Origin of the sequence: Plesiocystis pacifica SIR-1 (assembly GCF_000170895.1) — a bacterium.
Taxonomy (GTDB): domain Bacteria; phylum Myxococcota_A; class Polyangia; order Nannocystales; family Nannocystaceae; genus Plesiocystis; species Plesiocystis pacifica.
Genome location: NZ_ABCS01000004.1, coordinates 123540 through 142004, shown reverse-complemented (window position 1 = coordinate 142004; position 18465 = coordinate 123540). Strand labels below are relative to the sequence as shown.

General features: G+C 70.2%; 18 protein-coding genes. 9 read left to right on the top strand and 9 right to left on the bottom strand.

The window, feature by feature from the left end; all coding sequences use genetic code 11:
- Window positions 1–87: 87 nt before the first annotated feature.
- The gene (locus tag PPSIR1_RS41710) at window positions 88–1659 is read left to right on the top strand and encodes an eCIS core domain-containing protein (protein WP_006969612.1); all 1572 of its coding nucleotides are present in this window, start codon (window positions 88–90) and stop codon (window positions 1657–1659) included.
- Between the two features lie 9 nt (window positions 1660–1668).
- Here the strand turns inward: PPSIR1_RS41710 and PPSIR1_RS03540 are convergent, their stop codons facing one another.
- Together PPSIR1_RS03540 and PPSIR1_RS03535 are read right to left on the bottom strand one after the other, a co-directional pair.
- A complete protein-coding gene (locus PPSIR1_RS03540; RefSeq protein ID WP_157595163.1) occupies window positions 1669–2265 on the bottom strand; it encodes a hypothetical protein in 597 nt (198 codons plus the stop codon).
- A 9-nt stretch (window positions 2266–2274) separates the two neighbouring features.
- The gene (locus PPSIR1_RS03535; RefSeq protein ID WP_086000979.1) at window positions 2275–2850 is read right to left on the bottom strand and encodes a hemerythrin domain-containing protein; all 576 of its coding nucleotides are present in this window, start codon (window positions 2848–2850) and stop codon (window positions 2275–2277) included.
- An 88-nt stretch (window positions 2851–2938) separates the two neighbouring features.
- On the opposite strand from PPSIR1_RS03535, the gene PPSIR1_RS03530 reads away from it, so the two are divergent.
- From PPSIR1_RS03530 to PPSIR1_RS03515, 4 genes are all read left to right on the top strand, one after another.
- Window positions 2939–3439 (top strand): hypothetical protein, encoded by a 501-nt coding sequence (locus PPSIR1_RS03530; RefSeq protein WP_006969609.1) that lies wholly within the window; start codon window positions 2939–2941, stop codon window positions 3437–3439.
- Between the two features lie 20 nt (window positions 3440–3459).
- Window positions 3460–4773: a radical SAM/SPASM domain-containing protein gene (locus tag PPSIR1_RS03525; protein WP_006969608.1), complete on the top strand. Its 1314-nt coding sequence runs from the start codon at window positions 3460–3462 to the stop codon at window positions 4771–4773.
- A 567-nt stretch (window positions 4774–5340) separates the two neighbouring features.
- Window positions 5341–7137 carry a thiamine pyrophosphate-dependent enzyme gene (locus PPSIR1_RS03520; protein WP_086000978.1) on the top strand — a complete coding sequence of 599 codons (1797 nt, stop codon included), beginning with the start codon at window positions 5341–5343 and terminating at the stop codon, window positions 7135–7137.
- Between the two features lie 2 nt (window positions 7138–7139).
- Entirely contained in the window at window positions 7140–8246 is a 1107-nt protein-coding gene (locus PPSIR1_RS03515) for a 3-oxoacyl-ACP synthase III family protein (RefSeq protein WP_006969606.1), read from the top strand.
- Between the two features lie 25 nt (window positions 8247–8271).
- Here PPSIR1_RS03515 and PPSIR1_RS03510 read toward each other — a convergent pair whose 3' ends face one another.
- Together PPSIR1_RS03510 and PPSIR1_RS03505 are read right to left on the bottom strand one after the other, a co-directional pair.
- Complete coding sequence (locus PPSIR1_RS03510) at window positions 8272–9840, bottom strand: hypothetical protein (protein ID WP_157595162.1); 1569 nt, start codon at window positions 9838–9840, stop codon at window positions 8272–8274.
- A 56-nt stretch (window positions 9841–9896) separates the two neighbouring features.
- Window positions 9897–10277: a hypothetical protein gene (locus tag PPSIR1_RS03505; RefSeq protein ID WP_006969604.1), complete on the bottom strand. Its 381-nt coding sequence runs from the start codon at window positions 10275–10277 to the stop codon at window positions 9897–9899.
- 324 nt (window positions 10278–10601) lie between these two features.
- Here PPSIR1_RS03505 and PPSIR1_RS03500 point away from each other — a divergent pair, with 324 nt between their 5' ends.
- The 3 genes from PPSIR1_RS03500 (at window position 10602) to rarD (ending at window position 13371) form a co-directional block, all read left to right on the top strand.
- Window positions 10602–11297 (top strand): CoA transferase subunit A, encoded by a 696-nt coding sequence (locus tag PPSIR1_RS03500; protein ID WP_006969603.1) that lies wholly within the window; start codon window positions 10602–10604, stop codon window positions 11295–11297.
- 3 nt (window positions 11298–11300) lie between these two features.
- Window positions 11301–11969, top strand: a complete 669-nt coding sequence (locus PPSIR1_RS03495) for a 3-oxoacid CoA-transferase subunit B (RefSeq protein ID WP_006969602.1) — start codon at window positions 11301–11303, stop codon at window positions 11967–11969.
- 472 nt (window positions 11970–12441) lie between these two features.
- A complete protein-coding gene (gene rarD, locus PPSIR1_RS03490) occupies window positions 12442–13371 on the top strand; it encodes an EamA family transporter RarD (RefSeq protein ID WP_006969600.1) in 930 nt (309 codons plus the stop codon).
- Window positions 13372–13417: 46 nt separating this feature from the next.
- On the opposite strand, the gene PPSIR1_RS03485 is transcribed toward rarD, so the two are convergent.
- The 3 genes from PPSIR1_RS03485 to PPSIR1_RS03475 form a co-directional block, all read right to left on the bottom strand.
- Window positions 13418–15103, bottom strand: coding sequence for a tetratricopeptide repeat protein (locus PPSIR1_RS03485; protein WP_006969599.1), 1686 nt, complete (start codon window positions 15101–15103; stop codon window positions 13418–13420).
- 136 nt (window positions 15104–15239) lie between these two features.
- Complete coding sequence (locus tag PPSIR1_RS03480) at window positions 15240–15629, bottom strand: VOC family protein (protein WP_006969598.1); 390 nt, start codon at window positions 15627–15629, stop codon at window positions 15240–15242.
- A 62-nt stretch (window positions 15630–15691) separates the two neighbouring features.
- Entirely contained in the window at window positions 15692–16360 is a 669-nt protein-coding gene (locus PPSIR1_RS03475) for an NAD(P)-dependent oxidoreductase (protein ID WP_006969597.1), read from the bottom strand.
- Window positions 16361–16491: 131 nt separating this feature from the next.
- Between PPSIR1_RS03475 and PPSIR1_RS03470 the strand changes: the two genes are divergently transcribed.
- Window positions 16492–17430 carry a LysR family transcriptional regulator gene (locus PPSIR1_RS03470; RefSeq protein WP_006969596.1) on the top strand — a complete coding sequence of 313 codons (939 nt, stop codon included), beginning with the start codon at window positions 16492–16494 and terminating at the stop codon, window positions 17428–17430.
- Here the strand turns inward: PPSIR1_RS03470 and PPSIR1_RS03465 are convergent.
- Together PPSIR1_RS03465 and PPSIR1_RS03460 are read right to left on the bottom strand one after the other, a co-directional pair.
- The gene (locus PPSIR1_RS03465) at window positions 17427–17837 is read right to left on the bottom strand and encodes a hypothetical protein (protein WP_006969595.1); all 411 of its coding nucleotides are present in this window, start codon (window positions 17835–17837) and stop codon (window positions 17427–17429) included. The genes PPSIR1_RS03470 and PPSIR1_RS03465 overlap by 4 nt on opposite strands.
- The gene (locus PPSIR1_RS03460) at window positions 17838–18449 is read right to left on the bottom strand and encodes a hypothetical protein (protein ID WP_006969594.1); all 612 of its coding nucleotides are present in this window, start codon (window positions 18447–18449) and stop codon (window positions 17838–17840) included.
- Window positions 18450–18465: the final 16 nt, after the last annotated feature.

Below are 18465 nucleotides of genomic sequence, written 5' to 3'. Positions count from 1 at the left end.
GTCGCGGGAGATCGGCGCCGTAACCGGTGTCGGCCGCTCGAGCGGGCCAGCGCTTTGCTCAGACCCTCCCCCGTGCTCTGATGGGACATGCGCGCGCAACGGCTCCACCGGCCCTCGAGCTCCTCGGCGCCCCGGAGCGCGGACCCCAGCGACGGCCCGACCCGAGCGCCGCGCTACGCCGCGGACACCCTGGCCTACGTCCAGTCCGCCACCCAGGCGCCGATCCAGCGGGTCCGCGAGGTGAGCCCGGACGTCGACGGCAACCTGTCTCTGGCGCGGACGCGGCCGCGGACCACGAGCTTGCCGAGCTCGCTGCGCGCGGGCGTGGAGCAGCTCTCGGGCTTCGACATGTCCGACGTCCGCGTGCACCACGACTCGCCCGCGCCCAGCCAGGTCCGCGCCCGCGCCTTCACCCAGGGCACGGACATCCACCTCGGCCCCAAGGGCATGGACCACCTGCCCCACGAGGCCTGGCACGTCGCCCAGCAAAAGGCCGGGCGCGTGCGCGCGACCAGCCAGGCCGGCGGCGTGGCCATCAACGACAGCCCCAGCCTCGAGCGCGAGGCCGAGGACATGGGCTCGAAGGCGGCGCGCGCTGGGGCCTCCCGGTCTGGCGGGGAGCGCAGCGCTGGTGAGGGCAGCTCGAGCAGCGCGGGCCCGGTCCAGCGCTTCGTCACCAACAGCTTCGAGAGCTGGCCGGCCACGGACAAGTGGACCGACTACGACTCGAGCGAGGGCTTCAGCTTCCGCGTGTCCGACGACGGGCTGATGGCCGTCGCGCAGCCGTCCTACTTCGGCTCCAAGGACTGCTTTGCGACCGCGGGCGTGATGGAGGCGGCCAACAAAATTTTGAAGGAGCAAGGCGCCGGGGCCAAGTTCACCCCGGGCGACGAGGAGATCACCGTCACCGACGAGGGCCAGCAGACCCACACCCTCAAGCGCGTGGTCCCGACCAACCGGTGGAAGCAGTCGGGCAAGGACATCTCCTACATGGCCGACTGCGGCTACGCGGCCCACGAGATCATGGGCTCGGACGAGCACGGCTCGACCTCGGCGGTCTACACCAAGTCCGAGACCAAACGGAACTGGCACGGCGCCGTGAGCCGCTACGTCAAGGACGGCGGGGAGAAAGAGACCACCCCGCGCAAGTACGAGGACAAGTACACCTACACCGGCGGCGACCACAACGTGCTGCTCAACAGCCCCCACGGGGCCCTGCGCGAGATCTTCCGCGACATCACCGACGGGACCCTCAAGTCCGCGTGGAAGAAGTACATGAAGCTCTCGGACACGCTGCGCGACAACTTCGATCGCGTCGTCGGCATCAACAAGTACGCCGCCCCGGAGATCGGCGAGTCCCACGTGATCGTGTCCAACCGCGACGAGTACGCCTCGGGCACCAAGGCGGCGTGGATTTATCACTGGGGCGCCGTCGTGCTCGAGAGCGGCGGCGACATGGTCACCCTCGAGAACTTCGCCACGGGTACGCCCGGGAGCAACGAGGACTGGATGTTCCAGATGTACGGGCCGCACACCAAGGCCGGCCAGACCTTCCACGAGCAGCAGTCCAGCCGGACCTGGTACAGCGAGAAGCACAAAAAAGAGATCGACGACTACGGGCCCAACCCGACCACGCTGCGCATGCGCTTCAAGCGTTGAGCGCCCCGCTCACAGGCGCAGCTGCCAGCGCAGGCCCAAGCCGGCGGGGGCCAGGCGCGCCCCGGCGGGGACGGGGCTGGCGAGCACCCAAGGCTCGAAGCCGTGCTCGAAGCGTCGGCCCTGCGCCCCCCGCAACAGCCCGTCTCGACGCAGGCGCTCCCGTCGACGGCCCACGGCGATGAGCGTCACCCCGGTCGTCAGGCACACCGCCGCCGCGATCCCCCCGCCGAGGGCCAGGCCCGTCCCCAGGCTCACGCGCTGGGACTGGGCGGCGATCCGCTCGTCGTCCGGCATGGGCGAGGCCTCGGCGGCGTCGAGGCGCCGGCTCGCGTCGCTGCGCAGGACCAGGCCCGCGGCCATGAGCACGAAGCCCAGCCCGCCGACGCCGACCACGATGTCGCCCGCGAGGACCATGCGGTAGTTCGCGGGGTCGACCGCCGGGGCGGCGACGGGCGGTGGAGGAGTCGGCGCGGGCGCTGGGGCCACCTCGGTCTCTGAGCTCGCCTGCCCTTCCGCCGCCGGAGCGGCCCACACCGCGCTCGGCGTCCCCAGCCCGAGGACCACGCAGATCGTCAGACACAGGGCGGGACGAGAGCGCGCTTGCACCCCACCACGCTACACCACGGCTCGGTCGACAGCGAGGCTCGCGGGCAGCAGCGCGTCGATGGGCTGCTCGACGTAGCGCTCGAACTCCGCCCGCTCCATCTCCAGCAACAGCGGGATCACGGCGTCCTCTTCGGCCTCGAGGTGCGCGTCGAGCATCGTGTCGTGGACCCGCAGCGCGGCCGCGAGGGTCTCGCCCTCCACCGTCTCCTCGAGCGCGACGACGCCCTCTCCCTCGACCTCGAGCCCGAGGCTGCGACCGAGCGCGGCCCAGACCCGGACCTGAGCCGCGCGCAGCTGCGCGTGGCCCTCCCGCAAGTGCTCGAGGGCCGCCCCGTGCCGAGCCTCGAGGTAGGGGTAGAGCTTGCCCTCCTCGTAGCCCTCGTGGGAGTGCATGCCCATCAGCCAGCGCTCGAACACCCACGCGATCCGGCGCGCGTCCACGCCCTCGTCCGCGGCCTCGATCAGGCGCTGGCTGATGGACCGAAAGTTCCGGTGCGAGCCGAGCAAGAGCAGCTGAGCGGGGTAATTGCGGTGCGAGCTCCACTGAGACCGGGGGATGCGCGGCGGTGGGTGGGGCGTCGTCATGGCCGGGAAGGTAGGACCAAGCCGATCGATCGCAAGCGAGCCCCCGCCGCCGCCCGCTCGATCGAGGGGGGCGTGTTAGGATGGAGCCGTGCCGCGCCTGATCCAGTGTCCGAGCTGCCGTCGCCACGTCCTCGCCAGCGAGCCCGACTGCCCCTTTTGCGGCCAGCCCGGGTTGACCACCGGCGGGCGCTTTGGGGCCGCGTCCGCGCTGCTCCTCGGACTGTGCCTGATCGGGAGCGTCAGCTGTGACTCCGGCAAGGACACCAAGCCCGAGCCCGAGCCCGCGTCGACGGCCGCGCCTGCCGACGACGGCTCCAAGCGAGAGGTCGAGACGCCCACGCCCGCGGAGCCCGAGGCCGCCGACACTGGCTCCGACACGACGGGCGGAGCCGAGACGGGAGCCGAGACCGGGGCCGAGACCGCCGGGGGCGGCAGCGAAGGCACGGACACCGGCGCGACGGCAGACCCCAAGCCCGACCCCAAGGACCCCAAGGCCGACAAGCCCAAGCTCCAGACCAAGTACGGCGCGCCCCGACCCAAGAAGAAGTACGGCGCCCCCTCGCCCGTGAACGACGACGGGCCCTTCTGAGCGGACCCCGAGCGGAGCCCATGTCGACCTCGAGCGACTCCCCCGCGCGCCGGGGCCCCTCCCTGCCCGTCCTCGACGGCCGTGGCCGATCCGACGGCAAGCTCCGCCTGCCCCTGGCCGAGCAGACCCGCGAGTGCGACACCCTCGCGCGCCCCGAGTACGCCGTGTGGGAGCTGACCCTGCGCTGCGACCTGGCCTGCCGCCACTGCGGCAGCCGGGCGGGGAAGGCCCGCCCCGACGAGCTGAGCACCGAGGAGGCCCTCGAGCTCGTCACCCAGATGGCCGAGATGGGCGTCCAGGAGACCACGGTCATCGGCGGCGAGGCCTACCTGCGCGCGGACTGGCACCGCATCGCCCGGGCGCTCACCGACGCCGGCATCTCGACGACCATGACCACCGGCGGCCGCGGCCTCGACCCCGAGCGCGTCGCCCTGGCCAAGGCCGCCGGGATCCAGAGCGTGTCCGTGTCCATCGACGGCCTCGAGGCCGAGCACGACTACCAGCGCAACCTCAAGGGCAGCTACGCCGCGGCCATGGCCGCCCTCGACAACCTCGCCGCCGCCGGCATCCCGCGCTCGGTCAACACCCAGCTCAACGGCTCGAACCTCCGGGACATCGAGGCCCTGCTCGAGGTGATCGCGACCAAGGGCATCCACAGCTGGCAGATCCAGATCACCGTGGCCATGGGCCGCGCCGCCGACCACCCCGAGCTGCTGCTCCAGCCCTGGCAGATGATCGAGCTCATGCCCATGGCGGCTCGGATCGCCCGGCGCTGTCGGGAGCTCGGCATCCGGCTGTGGCCTGGGAGCAACGTCGGCTACTTCGGACCCTACGAGGCGCTGCTGCGCTGGGATCACCCCGACGGCCACCAGACCGGCTGCGAGGCGGGCACGCGGACCCTGGGCATCGAGGCCAACGGCGACATCAAGGGCTGCCCCTCCCTGCCGACGGCCGACTACGTCGGGGCCAACGTCCGCGACCACAGCCTGCGCGCGATCTGGGAGCGCTCGAGCGCGCTGCGCTTCAACCGAGAGCGGGGCACCGAGGAGCTCTGGGGGCGCTGCGCCAGCTGCTACTACGCGCCGATCTGCAAGGCCGGCTGCACCTGGACCGGGCACGTGCTCTTTGGTCGCCGCGGCAACAACCCTTATTGCCACCACCGCGCCCTCGAGCTCCTGCGCGAGGGTCGACGCGAGCGCGTCGAGCTGCGCGAGGCGGCCTCGGGCGACCCCTTCGACCACGCCATCTACGAGCTCATCGAGGAGCCCTGGCCCGAGCCCGAGCTCAGCCGGGCGCGGGCCGTGGCCGAGTCGGGCGAGGGCTGGATTCGCTAACGCCCTGCGAACGCCCCCAAAAACCCTGGGTGTTCTCGTGTTGAAATAGCGGGCCGAATCGGGCCACTCTTGTCGACCTTTTCGAAGGCGCGCGCTGCGACGCCCACTCCGAAGCCCGAGTTCGCGCGCCGCGAGGGGTCGACCCACCCCCGAGCGCCACCGCCGAGTCCGTCAGCTGGACCCGGACGATTACAGTCGTCCTGTGCCCGAGCCCGCGGTCACTCGAAGGGCGTACAAACCTGATTCAGAACGATCTTCGCTAGCCAAACTATGCAAACATCCCGCGAATCGGCAGCAAACACACTGCGATCATGTCGATCGAAACATTGCGGACACTTGAACTGCCCCCCCTCCTTCTCTCGCTCGGCCATCCGGCCGGATTGCGATGATTACAGCCTCGACATAATCGAATGACTATGTCCCGAATCGCCCCACTCAAAAAATATTGCTTCGCCCGTGCGCGCCGAGAAAAGCCGTGTCAGGAGTGTGATCGAAAGGACAACACCGCTCGCTTTAGCCCACACATGGGGCAAGGAGCCCCACTTCACCCCGAGCGCCACCTCCGCCATGTCCCGCCTGCTCCCTCCCCAACACGCCACGCCGCTCCCGTCCCTGACGGAGCACCCGGCTCTTCGCGACGTTGGACCCCGCCCACCCACGGTCAGTGAAGTGTTCATTGAAGGTCTCCGCTCCATGGGCCTTCAGCACGCTTTCGGAATCATGGGTGGTGCGGTGGTCCCATTTCACGGGGCACTCGAACGCTCACCGGTGGGCGTGTTCAATTGCCGACACGAAAGCGGGGCTGTATTCGCTGCCCTCGAGGCCTCGGTGACCAGCGACGCGCCGGCGCTCGCCTACACGACCACCGGCCCCGGGCTGACCAACGCGCTGACCGGCGCGATCACGGCGCGCTGGGAGGGCGCCAAGCTGCTGCTCGTCTCGGGCTACACCCCCGCGGTCCACCGCGGCCGCTTCGCCATGCAAGAGAGCAACGGCCACGCCCTGGCCAGCGAGCTCTACCTGTCCCGGGGGATGTTCGACTACGCCCTGGCCCTCGAGGATCCCGCCGAGCTGCCCCAGGTCATGCGCGCGCTGGTCCGCGGCTTCGCCAACCCCCGCGGCTTCGTGGCCCACATCGCCATGCCCCTGGCCGTGCAGTCGAGCCCGGCCCCCACCAAGCTCGCCATGACCCTGCCCGCGGTCGAGGTCAGCGCCAACTCGGCGACGCTCTCGGAGGTCGTCCACCGCCTCGCCGATCCCTTCGCCATCTGGGTCGGCTGGGGGGCCCGGCACGCGTCCAAGCGGGTCCGCGAGCTGGTCGAGCGCACCGGCGCGCCGGTCCTGACCACGCCCCGAGGCAAGGGCATCTTCCCCGAAGACCACCCGCGCCACCTCGGCGTCAGCGGCATCTTCGGCGGCCACGAGGACCTCGCCGAGCGCCTCGCCGCCGAGGGGGTCGAGCGCCTCTTGGTGCTCGGCAGCCGCCTGGGCGAGGTCAGCAGCGGCTACGACGAGCGGTTGATCCCGCCGGGCGGGCTGATCCACGTCGACCTCGACCCCGCGGTCCCGGGCGCGGCCTTCCCCGAGGCCGAGACCCTCGTGGTCCAGGCCGAGATCGACGGCTTCCTCAAGAACCTGCTCGAGCGCATCGAGGGGGACCCGAGCGCGAGCCGCTCGATGATGCGGGTCCAGGCCCTCGACATCCTGCGCACCCGCGAGGCTCACCCGCGGCCCAGCCCGCCCAAGCTGGTGCCCCGCGACCCCGACAGCAGCGAGGCCGTCCGGCCCCAGTACCTGCTGCAGTGCATCCAAGAGCGGGTCGTCGAAGGCAGCCAGAGCGTGATCCTGGCCGAGTCGGGCAACTCCTTCGCGTGGACGGCCAACTTGCTGCGCTTTCGCGAGCCCATGCGCTACCGCCAGTCGGGCTTGTTTTGCCCCATGGGCCACGTCTGCGCCGGGGCGATCGGGGCGGCCGCGGCCACGGGTCGACGCGCCGTCGCGCTCGTCGGCGACGGCGCCTTCCTCATGCAAAACGAGATCAGCACCGCCGCCAGAACGGGCGCCAACGTGACCTGGATCGTCCTCAACGACGCCCGCTTCGGGATGATCGACCAGGGCCTCCACGCCCTCGGCAAGCCCCCCTCCGACGTCCACTTCCCCGAGGTCGACTTCCTCGCGGTGGCCACGGCCATGGGCGCGGACGGGGCCCGCGTGACCCGCGAGAGCCAGGTCCAAAACGCCCTCGAGTGGGCCATGAACGGCCGCGGACCCTTCGTCCTCGACGTCGTCATCGACACCCACGAGCGCGCGCCCTTTGGTCGCCGCGTGCTCGCCGTCAACGACCAGAGCCAGGGAGCACCCTGACCATGCACAGCACCAAGCACAACCGCCGTCGCGGCGCCCTGCGGGCCGTCGCCGTCGCCTTCCCCGAGACCGTCCGCCGCAACCAGTGGTGGGAGGACCATCACCCCGCGCTCGTCGCCAACGCCCGCGAGGCGACCCTCGCCAAGCTGTGGGACAACTTCGCCGACCCGAGCACGCTCGGCGCCTACGACCGCGCCTTCGCGCCCTACCTGCGCGACCCGTGGCGGGGCACCGTCGAGCGCCGGGTGATGGGCCCCGAGGACACCGCCCGCTCGCTCTCGGCCCGGGCGATCCGCGAGGCCATGGAGGCCGGCGGCTACGGCCCCGACGACATCGATCTGATCCTCGTCAACGCCCTGCGCCCCGACTCCCACGTCGTCGGCGACGCGGCCTTCCTCGTCGGCGAGCTGGGCCTGCGCGCGCCGGCCATCGACTTCGAGACCGCCTGCTCCTCGGCCCTCGTCGGCGTGCACCTGGCCAGCGACCTGATCGCCGCCGGGCGCTACGAGCGGATCCTCGTGGTCACCTGCTGCACCTATACCCGCGACGTCGACCAGGCCGACTCCTTCTCGTGGTTCCTCGGTGACGGGGCCGGGGCGATGATCGTCGAGGCCGTCGAAGCCAGCCCCGCACACGAAGGCCTGCTCGCGGCCCACACCATCCCCACCGTCGAGACCTGCGGCGCCTTCGCCTACCACCTCGAGCTCGTCGACGGGGCCCCCGCCCTGCGCATCGTCGGCAACAAGAAGCTCGCCGGGCGGAGCATCCGCGACCACTCCGAGCGCTACCTCCGGACCTGCGTGGACGGGGCCCTGTCCGAGGCCGGCGCGTCCCTGAGCGAGGTCGACTTCCTGGTCTGCAACACGCCCACGGCCTGGTACGGCCCCTTTTGCGCCGACGTGCTCGGCTTCGAGGGTCGCTTCGTCGACAACTACCCGCGCTTCGCCAACTGCGGCCCGGCGCTGTGGCCCAACAACCTGCACACCGCCCTGTGCGAGGGCCGCGTGCGCCCGGGCGACCTGGTCCTCGGCTACTCGATCGGCAGCGTCAGCACGGCCTGCGCGGTGCTCTTGCGCGTCGGCGAGGTCGCCGTCGGAGCCCAGCCCTGACTCGGGCCCTGACTCGGGTCCTGACTCACAGCCAGATCACGAAGCCAGGCCGCGCCACCGTCACCGTCTCGTCGAGGGCGAAGTCGTGGATCAGCCAGTTGCCCTCGAGGTCATCGACGGGCGGGTGCGCCACGCACTTCCCGTCGGCGCCGAAGCGTCCGTTGTTGAACGAAAAGCCGTTCGGATCCGGCTCGCCCCCGTAGGGCAGGTAGACCGACTCGGTGTCCCCGTCGGGGGCGTAGATCACCTGCAAGGACGGACCGGCCAACGCCTCCGCGGGCGCGCCCGTCCAATCTCCGCCGCCGCTCGACACCCACAGCGACACCACCCCGGGCGCCCTCGACTCGAGCCGGCCGCTGACCGCCTCGGTGATGGGCGCGCCCAGGGGCTGGCCCGGGCCGCCCAGGTCCACGGCCGGCTCGTACATCCACACCCAGGCGCTGCCGCCGTCCCGGAACATGCGGAACAGCCGGCCCTGGTCGTCGATGGCGTCCTCGTTGGCGTCGAAGTCGAACAGCTCCAGGCCCTCGGGGGTGGGCAGGTCGGAGACGTCGATGACCCCGCCCTCGGGCGTGACCAAAAAGCCCGCCTTGTCCTCGGACTGGCCGTCGTAGGCCGTGGCCATGAACCAGTCCCCGGCGAAGTCGAAGCGGTCGATGAACCAGCCCATGTCCTCGAGGGCCTGGGCCTCGGGCACGGGGAAGACCTCGGGCGCGTTCGGCTCCTCGCGCACGAAGCTGAACACCCCGTCGACCTTGGCCGGGTAGCGGATCGAGCCGTCGGCGCTGGTGACCGCGCCGCCGGTGTCGAAGAGGGTGAAGTAGGTCGGGTCGAGGGTCTGCGAGCCGTCCCAGCGGCGCCAGTCGACGTCGGTCAGGCCCGCGGTCAGCACCCAGCCGTCGTCTCGGGCCACGCTCTGGACCAGCCGCGGCTCGACCCCGGTGAGCGCCATGCCCTCGGGCGACAGGGCGATCCACGAGCTGCTCTCGGCGTTGCGGTCGGGGTAGGCGCCCACGGCCACGCGACCGCTCGGGTGCACGTAGGCCGGGTTGACCGGCCACCAGCTGCTGTCCAGCTCCCAGATCTGCGTGCCCGTGTCGCGGTCGACCGTGCGGTTGACGTAGGTCCCCGGCCCCGTGCGGTAGCCGTAGTAGACGAACTCCCCCGCCCCGCCCGCCGTCAGCGAGCTGGCCCCGGCCGTGTCGAGGGCCGTCGTGGTCCCGTCGGCGTGCAGCAAGGACAGCTCGTCGTCCCCGAAGTTGACGACCAGCGCGACGGTGCGACCGGGATCCCAGCCCCCCGACGAGCAAAAGGGCTCCGCCGGGAGCTCACCGGTCGTCGACTCCGACTCCGACTCCGACTCCGCCTCCGAGGACTCGCTGCTGGAGTCGGTCTCGCTCGAGCCCGACGAGTCCTCCGCCGTCTCCGTGCCCGTGTCCGTCGTGTCTGTCTCGGTGGTCTCGGCCTCGTCGGTCCCCGTCGAGTCCGCGCCCTCCTCCGCCGCGTCGTCCGCAGACGGACAGCCGAGGCTCAGGGCGAGCAGAGCGCACGATGGCCACGCGAGGGTCCGCCCTCGAGACATCGGTCGAAGCATGGGTCGAGTGTACCGCGGCGCCCACGCGCATCCACGCGAAGGCGCGCGCGCCGGCCTCAACGGCGGCCGGCTTCTTTTGGGGACACCATCCCCGCGGCGATGAGCTTGTCGACGAGATCATCCGCGTTGATGTCCAGGACCGAAGCCGCGACCCCGGCCATGGCCGGGATGGACTTTTCGATGATGAAGCCCTGACCCCGCAGGCCCGTGGCCAGGGTCATCGCCGTCATCACGCTGCGCATCAATCGGCGGGAGATGGAGTTGCCCAGGATGACGAAGCGCATGGTGTCGATGCACTCGAACACGACGTCGTGTCCTTGCAGCAGCGCCTCGCGGGTCGCCGGGTCGGGGGGCGGACAGTCCACGCCGACGATGGGCGCGAAGAACAGATCCCCGACCTCGTCATGGATGCGCTCGACCTCGTACGCCAGCTCCACCGCGACGTCCGGATTCGGAGCGATCCAGCGGATCGAGACGAAGCGTCCATCATTGAAGAATCGGTGTGTCTCGTTACTCACAGTGGAGTTGTGATTGTCGGCTACGTGTTCTCGCCGCGCTAGCGCGGCGAGCTCTCGAAAACACCATGTTTTTGGCCTCCATGCGCATATTTGCGCGAGAAAGGCCTCAGACCGTCCGGATCCGGGACACCTCGGCGGGAGGGGAGATCGTCCGGCTTCGGGCCACAAATGCTGACACGAGGCGTCACACGCAGACTACCGAACCCAACCTACATGAGGGCCCGTGTGAGAGACTCTGCCTCCATGGACAAGACCTTTCCCTCCGCGAGCGCGGCGATCGAGGGCATGCACGACGGCATGGCCCTGATGTCTGGAGGCTTCGGGTTGTGCGGCAACCCGGAGAACCTCATCCAGGCGATCCACGCCGCCGGCCACAAGGACATCGACGTCATCTCCAACAACTGCGGCATCGACGGCAAAGGCCTCGGCATCCTCCTCGACGCCGGCCAGGTCCGCAGCATGACCGGCTCCTATGTCGGGGAGAACAAGACCTTCGAGCGGCTGTTCTTGTCCGGCGAGCTGAAGGTCACCCTCGTCCCCCAGGGCACCCTCGCCGAGCGCATCCGGGCCGGCGGCGCCGGCATCGGCGGCTTCTACACGCCGACCGGCTACGGCACCCCGATCGCCGAGGGCAAGGAGGTCCGCGAGATCGACGGGCGCTGGTACGTGCTCGAGACCCCGCTGAAGGCCGACTTCGCCATCGTCAAGGCGTGGAAGGGCGACCGCCACGGCAACCTCGTCTATCGCTACACCGCGAACAACTTCAACCAGGCCATGGCGACGGCGGGCGCCGTCACCATCGCCGAGGTCGAGGAGCTCGTCGAACCCGGCGAGCTCGACCCCAACTTCATCCACACCCCGGGCATCTTCGTGGACCGCATCATCCAAGGTCCGTCCTACGAAAAGCCCATCGAATTCCGCACGACCAAGGAGGGCTGAGCCATGGCCTTGACCCGCGATCAAATCGTCAAGCGCGTGGCCAAAGAGCTGCGCGACGGCTTCTACGTCAACCTCGGCATCGGCATGCCCACGCGCATCGCCAACCACGTCCCCGAGGGCATGCAGGTCGTCCTGCACAGCGAAAACGGCCTGCTCGGCATGGGCCCTTTCCCCGCCGACGCCGACGTCGACGCCGACCTCATCAACGCCGGCAAGCAGACCGTCACCGCCATCGCCGGCGCCAGCTTCTTCGGCAGCCACGACAGCTTCGCGATGATCCGCGGCGGCCACCTCGACCTGTGCGTGCTCGGGGCCATGGAGGTCAGCGGCGCCGGCGACCTGGCCAACTGGATGATCCCCGGCAAGAAGGTCAAGGGCATGGGCGGCGCCATGGACCTGGTCGCCGGCGCCAAGCGGGTGATCGTGACCATGGATCACTGCAACAAGGCCGGCGCGCCCAAGCTGCTCGAGCAGTGCAAGCTGCCGCTGACCGGCAAGGGCGTCGTCCACGAGCTGGTCACGGACCTGGGCTACTTCCGCCTCGGGCCCGAGGGCGCCAAGCTCGTCGAGATCGCGCCGGGGGTGACGGTCGCGGAGATCCGCGAGAAGTCGGGCTGTGCGATCCACGTCGACGGTGACGAGGCCGCGCTGCCGGTCATCGCTGCCGACTGACATCGAAAAGTGGCGGCTCCGGCTGGGGCCTGAGCATGGCACCCGGGCGGCTGGTTCGAGCCGTCGACTTCGCTCGTCCGCCCCACGCAATCGGGTCAGCTGGCTGAGTCGCGCGCCATGGCAACCAGGCACCGACGCAGCCCTCACCTAGCGCGCGGCGCCTGAAGCCTCGGTGCCAACTCGGCCCGCGCCTGTGCGACCTCGGCCTGCGTCGCAGCCCCTTCCGCGCGCGCTCGAGCCTCGGCCAGGGTGAGCAGCTCGAGCAACGCCTCGTCGTACATGGCGATGACAAGCACTCTTGTCCACGACGGCTAAAATAAGCAGAGGGTCGGGCAAAACTCGTTTTGGCCGACCCTCTGAGTCGCGGACGTGGGGCAGGGAGGGTGTGGCGTCGTCCACGACGACTAAAATAGACAGAGGGTCGTTTGACTGCGGGGGGTGACTCTGGCGCGGACTCTGCGATAGTGCGCCCGTGACCCCCACGAGCGAGGCCGATGGCCCCTCCAACGGCCCCGCGCCGCTCACGCTGGCGTTGGCCGCTTATGGCTCCTGGGGGGTCCTGGCGCTGTTCTGGAAGCAATTACACCACGTCCCGGCGAGCGAGCAGCTCGTGCATCGGGTGATCTGGGCGGCCGTGGTGTTCGTGATCCTCGCGGCCTGGCGCGGGGATCTCAACGCCGCGAAGGCGGCCTTCGTCGACCGAGCGCGCCGCCGCCGGCTCCTGCTCTCGTCCACCCTGCTCGCCATCAACTGGTTCGTGTTCGTCTACGCCGTCGCCACCGATCGGGTCCTCCACGCGAGCTTGGGCTACTACATCAACCCCATCGTCAGCATGCTGCTCGGCGTGTTCGTGCTCCGCGAACGCCTCCGCCCGCTCCAGTGGTGCGCCGTGGGAGCGGCCGCCCTCGGCGTGGCGTTGATGGTCATCGGCGCCGGCGAGCTCCCGTGGATCGGCGTGACCGTAGCCCTCGCCTTCGGCTTCTACGGCCTCACCCGCAAGACCGCCGAGGTCGAGGCGCTACCAGGCAACACCATCGAGACCGCCCTCCTCGCCCTCCCCTGCCTCGCGGTGCTGGGCTGGATCGAGCTCGGGTCTGGCGACGGCGGCCACTTCCTATCCGTCGACTGGAAGACGACGCTCCTGCTGCTCGCCACGGGTCCAGCCACGGCCTTCCCGGTCCTGTGGTTCACCGGCGCGGCCCGACGCCTGCCCCTCTACGTCATCGGCTTCATCCAGTACATCACGCCGACGACCCACTTCCTGTTCGCCGTGCTCCTGTTCGGCGAGACCTTCACCTCGGGCCACGCGGTGGCCTTCGGGGCGATCTGGAGCGGGGTGGGCCTGTTCGTCCTCGACCAGGTCCGCGAGCTCCGGCGCGAGCGTCGAGCCACCCACAATTGAAAAGGGAGCAGCCGCGGCCGCTCCCTTTCGAGGTCGAGCCGAAGGTTCAGAGCTCGACGATGATGTGGGCGTGGCGCTCGACCAGGACGCCCTTGGTCGCGCCGCCGTACTCGAAGTAGACGATGCCGACGTTGGGCACCTGGACCTCGGCGGAGTTGTCGGGCGAGGTGATGGCCGTGCCCTTGAGCCAGCGCGGGCCCTTGAACTCGACCTCTTGCTGGCCGCCCTTGGACACGAGCTCGACGAGGCCGCCCTTTTTACCCTCGTACCACTGCACGGCGTAGGGGTAGAAGGCCAGCTTGGCGCGCAGGTCGGTGACCCGCTTGTCGAAGCCGCCGCCGCGCCAGGGGTGCAGCACGCCCTGCTCGACCTTGAGGGCCTCGGCCCGGGCGAGGTGGGCGAGGGCGCCGGGGACCTGGTTGACGCGGCCCGAGGGGTACTTGAAGCCGGCGATGTCCCGGGCCTCCTGGAGCTCGGACTTCTTGAGGTCGTCGGAGCGGGTCTCGGCCAGGATCATCGCCTGAGCGAGGTGCAGCTCCGGGTTGCTGGCGACGTAGCCCTCGGCGCTCTCGAGCGCGGACTCGGCCTTGGCCAGCTTGCCCTCGTCGATGTAGGCCATGGCCTGCATCGACCACAAGATCGCGGCGACCTGGTCGTGGTCGTCGCCCTTGCGCATCTCGCCGAGCTTCTTGAAGGCCAGGGGCAGGCGGCCGTTGGCGGCGATGGCCAGGATCTGCTGGAACTTGAGGCGGCTGTTGTCGGGGTCGAGCTTGAGGCCCGCGCCGATGTCCTTGGCCGCGCCGACGGGGTCGCCCGCGCTGAGGTTCTGGGCCGCGCGCGCGCCGTACATCACGACCAGGGCCGCGCCCATGACCTCGCGCTGGGTCGGCTCGAGGTACTGGCCGGACTTCTCGAGCAGCGAAGAGATGCGCTGAATCGCGGGGGTCGAGTCGCCGTTGCGGAACTGGGCCTGGGAGATCTTGAAGCGCAGGTCGAACTCCGGCTCCTCCTGAAGGCTGGCGGTGCGGATCCGGAACACCTCCTCGACCAGGTCGGTGTTGCCCGCGGCGGCGCTGGCTTGGAGCAGCTGGATGCGCTGCTCCTGGAACTTCTGCTCGAGCTCGACCTGGCCGCGGGAGATGAGCTCCGCGGAGGCCTGGAGCATGGCCTTGGCCTTGTCGAGGTCCGCGGGCTGGACCATCAGCGCGCACTGGACCAGGCCGAGGGCGTCGGCGGGGTCGTTGCCGAGCTCCCAGGCTTCCTGATAGGCGGCCTGAGCCGTGACGAACTCGCCGGTCTGGATGGCGCGGTCGCCCTGGTCGTGGAGCATCATGCCCATCAACCGGCCGCAGCCGTGGCAGTCGGCGACCTCGAGCAGCTTGCGGGCGTCGTCCATGAAGCCGCGCTTCATGAACAGGCGAGCCAGACCCAAGCGGGCCTCCTCGTTGCGCGCGTCGAGCTTCATGGCCTCGGTGAACTTCGCCTCGGCGCCCTTGGGGTCCTTGGCCGCGATGTCCTCGGCCTGCTGGGTGAGCAGGACCGAGAGCAGGCGCGAGGCCTCCGCCTGCGTCGAGCTGGACTTGAGAGCCTTGCGCAGCTGCTCCTCCGCGGTGGTCTCGTCGCCGACGGTCAGCGCATCTTGAGCGCGAGCGAGCGAACCACCACAGCCCGGCGCCACGGCGATGAGGATGGACAGGGAGAGGAGTGCAGCTTCGAGCTTGCGACGGGCCATCAGATTCCGCGGGTATAGCCTCGCCGCTGGGCAATTCCAAGGCACGGGGCCGCGTCTCGAGTATGCGCCAGCCCACCCTAGGGGCCGGCATCGACCGCCTTCGGGCGCCGCGCGACACAGCGGTCACCGCGCGAAGCTAGGTGGGGGTCGCCGCCGGCGGCTCCCACAGCTCCACCTTGTTGCCCTCGGGATCGAGAAACCAGCCAAACGCGCCGAACTCCGATCGCTCCCTTTTCTCCATCACGGTCGCACCCGCAGCCGCGACCTGGGCGAGCATCGCGTCGAGATCGCGGACGCGGAAGTTGATCATGAAGCTCGCCTCGCTCGGCGAGAAATACTCGGTGTCAGCGGCGAAGGGCGTCCACACCGTGTAGGCCTGGTCGGCGTCGGCCTGTTGTGCCCAGGGAAATACGGCGCCGCCCCAGTCTTGGGTTGGGACCCCGAGGTGCTCGGCGTACCACTGCGCGAGGGCCTTGGGGTCCCGTGCCTTGAAGAAGATGCCGCCGATACCTTGGACGCGCTCCATGTCGGCATCATCGCACGGCTGGAGCCAGGACCGTCGCCCACGGCGGCTAAAATTGACCGGGCTCAGCTGCCGGTAATCGCCACGCATTCGTGCTCGTAAGTCGGCGCGGCGAGCTGGTCGAGCATGAAGCTGGCGACGTCGGCCCGCGGGACGTGCATGCTCACGCGGCCGGCATCGCCGGAGAAGCCGTGGCGCGGTCGCCCGGTGCCTGGCTCGTCGCTGAGGTTGGGCGGGCGCACGATCGTGTAGTTGAGCCCGCTGTCCAGGATCACCGCCTCCTGCCCCCGGTGATCCGCGACCACGCGGCCGAGGAGGATGGGGATGACCACGGCCTTGTACGCCAGCGGCAGGTTGTTCCAGGTGTCGCCGAGGCCCATGACCGACAGGCACACCAGGCGCTCGACGCCACGCTCTCGCATGCCGGCGACGATCGCCTGGGTGCCGTGGGTGCGCAGGCCCGAGCGGTCACGCAGCGGCGCCCCGAGGGCGACCAGCACGGCGTCGTGACCCGCGATGGCCCGGCTGACCGCCCCCGCGTCGAGGGCGTCGCCGGCGATGGTCCGCAGCTTGGGGTGATCGAGCTCGAGGCGCGCGGGGTTGCGGCAAAAGGCCGTGACGTCGTGGCCACGCGCGAGGGCCTGGCGGACGATGAGCTGGCCGACGGAGCCGGTGGCGCCAAACACGATGATGGAGTCGTGGACGTGGGGCAGGGAGGGCGTGGCATCGTCCACGACGTCTAAAGTAGACAGAGGGTCGACCAGAACTCGTTTTGGTCGACCGTCGGAGGAGGTCTCGGGCTCGTTCATGGCTTCACCATGGGCCCGTGGCAGGCATGATCCAAACGATGTAAGTTCATGCTCGCATGAGAACCATTCATGTCGACGAGCTCGCGCAGCTCGACCTCAACCTGCTCGTCGCCTTCGACGTGCTCGCCGAAGAGCGCAGCGTGACCCGGGCCGCCGCCCGCCTCGGCGTCACCCAGTCGGCCATGAGCCACACCTTGCGCCGGCTCCGGGGCGTGCTCGAGGACGAGCTGCTCGTGCGCACCCGGGGCGGGATGGCGCTGACGCCTCGGGCCGCGGCCCTCGTCGCCCCGGTCCGCACGGGCCTGACCACGCTGCAGCGCGCCCTCGCCGATCCCGAGGGCTTCGATCCGGCGACGAGCGAGCGCCACTTTCGACTCACGGGGCCGGACCTGTTCGAGCTGCTCTACCTCCCCCGGTTGATCGCCGGCTTCGGCGCGAGCGCGGGCCGACTGAGCGTCACCCTCGCCCACGTCGCGCCCCGGCAGCTCGCCGACCAGCTCGAGACCGGCGAGCTCGATCTCGCGATCACGGCCCGCATGCTCGACGGGCGCGAGCAGCCGGCGCAGCCCGGGTTGATGCGCCGCGTGCTGCTCCGCGACGGCTGGCGCTGCTTCGTCCGCGCGGGGCACCCGGCCCTGACCAAGCGCGGCCGCCTCAGCCTGCCGCGCTTTTTGGCCGCCTCCCACGTGATGGTCTCGCCCACCGGGCGCGGGCAGGGCATCGTCGACGTCGTGCTCGCCGAGCAGGACGAGCAGCGGACGGTCGCCGTGCGGGTGTCGAGCTTCGCCACGGCCCCGGTCGTGGCCGCCAGCAGCGATCTCATCCTGACGGCGCCGGCCTCCCTCGAGGCCGTGGTCGGGCACCTCGGGCTGGTCTGCGTGGCGCCGCCTCTGCCCCTGCCCGAGCACAGCGTGGACATGACCTGGCACCAGCGCTTGTCCGAGGACCCGGGGCACCAGTGGCTGCGCGAGCAGCTGGTCGCGGCGACGCGCTAGCGGATCACCAAGAACAGCTCGTCCTGGCTCGGGTCGCAGGCGTAGAGCAGGGCCTTCGAGCTGTGCCAGTCCGTCCGGCCGTAGCGCACGAAGCTGCTCGTGCCGACGTGGGTCTTGGTCGCCACGGAGTGCACGGACTCGTCGAGCACCGCGCCCACGTTCGCGCCGATCTGCACGGCCCGCTTGCGCAGCACCAGGTCCCCCTGGAACTCCTCCATGACCTTGAACTCGCAGTTGTCGCGGAGCCACTTGGTCGAGTCGGGGGTCGCGGCGACGACCTGCACGGCCCGCTCGGCCTCGCTCAGCTCGGGGATCACCACCGTCGACGAGGCGCAGGCGCCGGACAGCAGCGCGGCTGCGAACGCCAGCGCGGGCGCGCGAACTCGGGAGGGCGCCCGGCCAGCCACCTAGAGCGCTCCCCCGTCCACGGACTCGGGCGAGGCCTCGCCCTCGGGGGTCTCCTCCGTCTCCTCCATCTCATCGGGGCTGAGGGCCGCGGGCACCTCGGGCACGGGCGAGCTCTCGTCCCAGGTCCCCTCTTCGAGGTCGTTGGCGGCCACGGACACGCCCTCGCGGGTCATCACGTCGCCGCTCACCCACACCTTCACGCAGCCCGGCCAAAAGGGGAGCAGGATCATCGGGATGACCATGTTGATGCCGCAGCTCTTGGCCGAGACCTCGAGGTTGACCACGCCCTCGCCCTCGCCCTTGGACACCGCGGCGTTGACCTCCTCGGAGAAGTCGAGGCGCTTTTGAAAGCGCACGCCCGTGTACAGGATCGCCCAGCTCTTCTTTTCTTCGGTCTCGAAGTGGCGAACCACGCGGTAGTCCTCGCTGTCGACGAGCTCCCCCGCCTCGTCGTGCAGGGCGCTCGACATCGAGACCGGCACGGTCGTGCCGTCGAAGCCGACCTCCGCCTTCGAGCCCGCGCACGCGCTCGCGCTCAGGAGGGTCGCCGAGACAGCCAGGGACGCGAAGCGCCTGGAGTTCGAGGGAAGAATCCTTGAATCGTGCATCATGTCGCTCCTCGTTCGC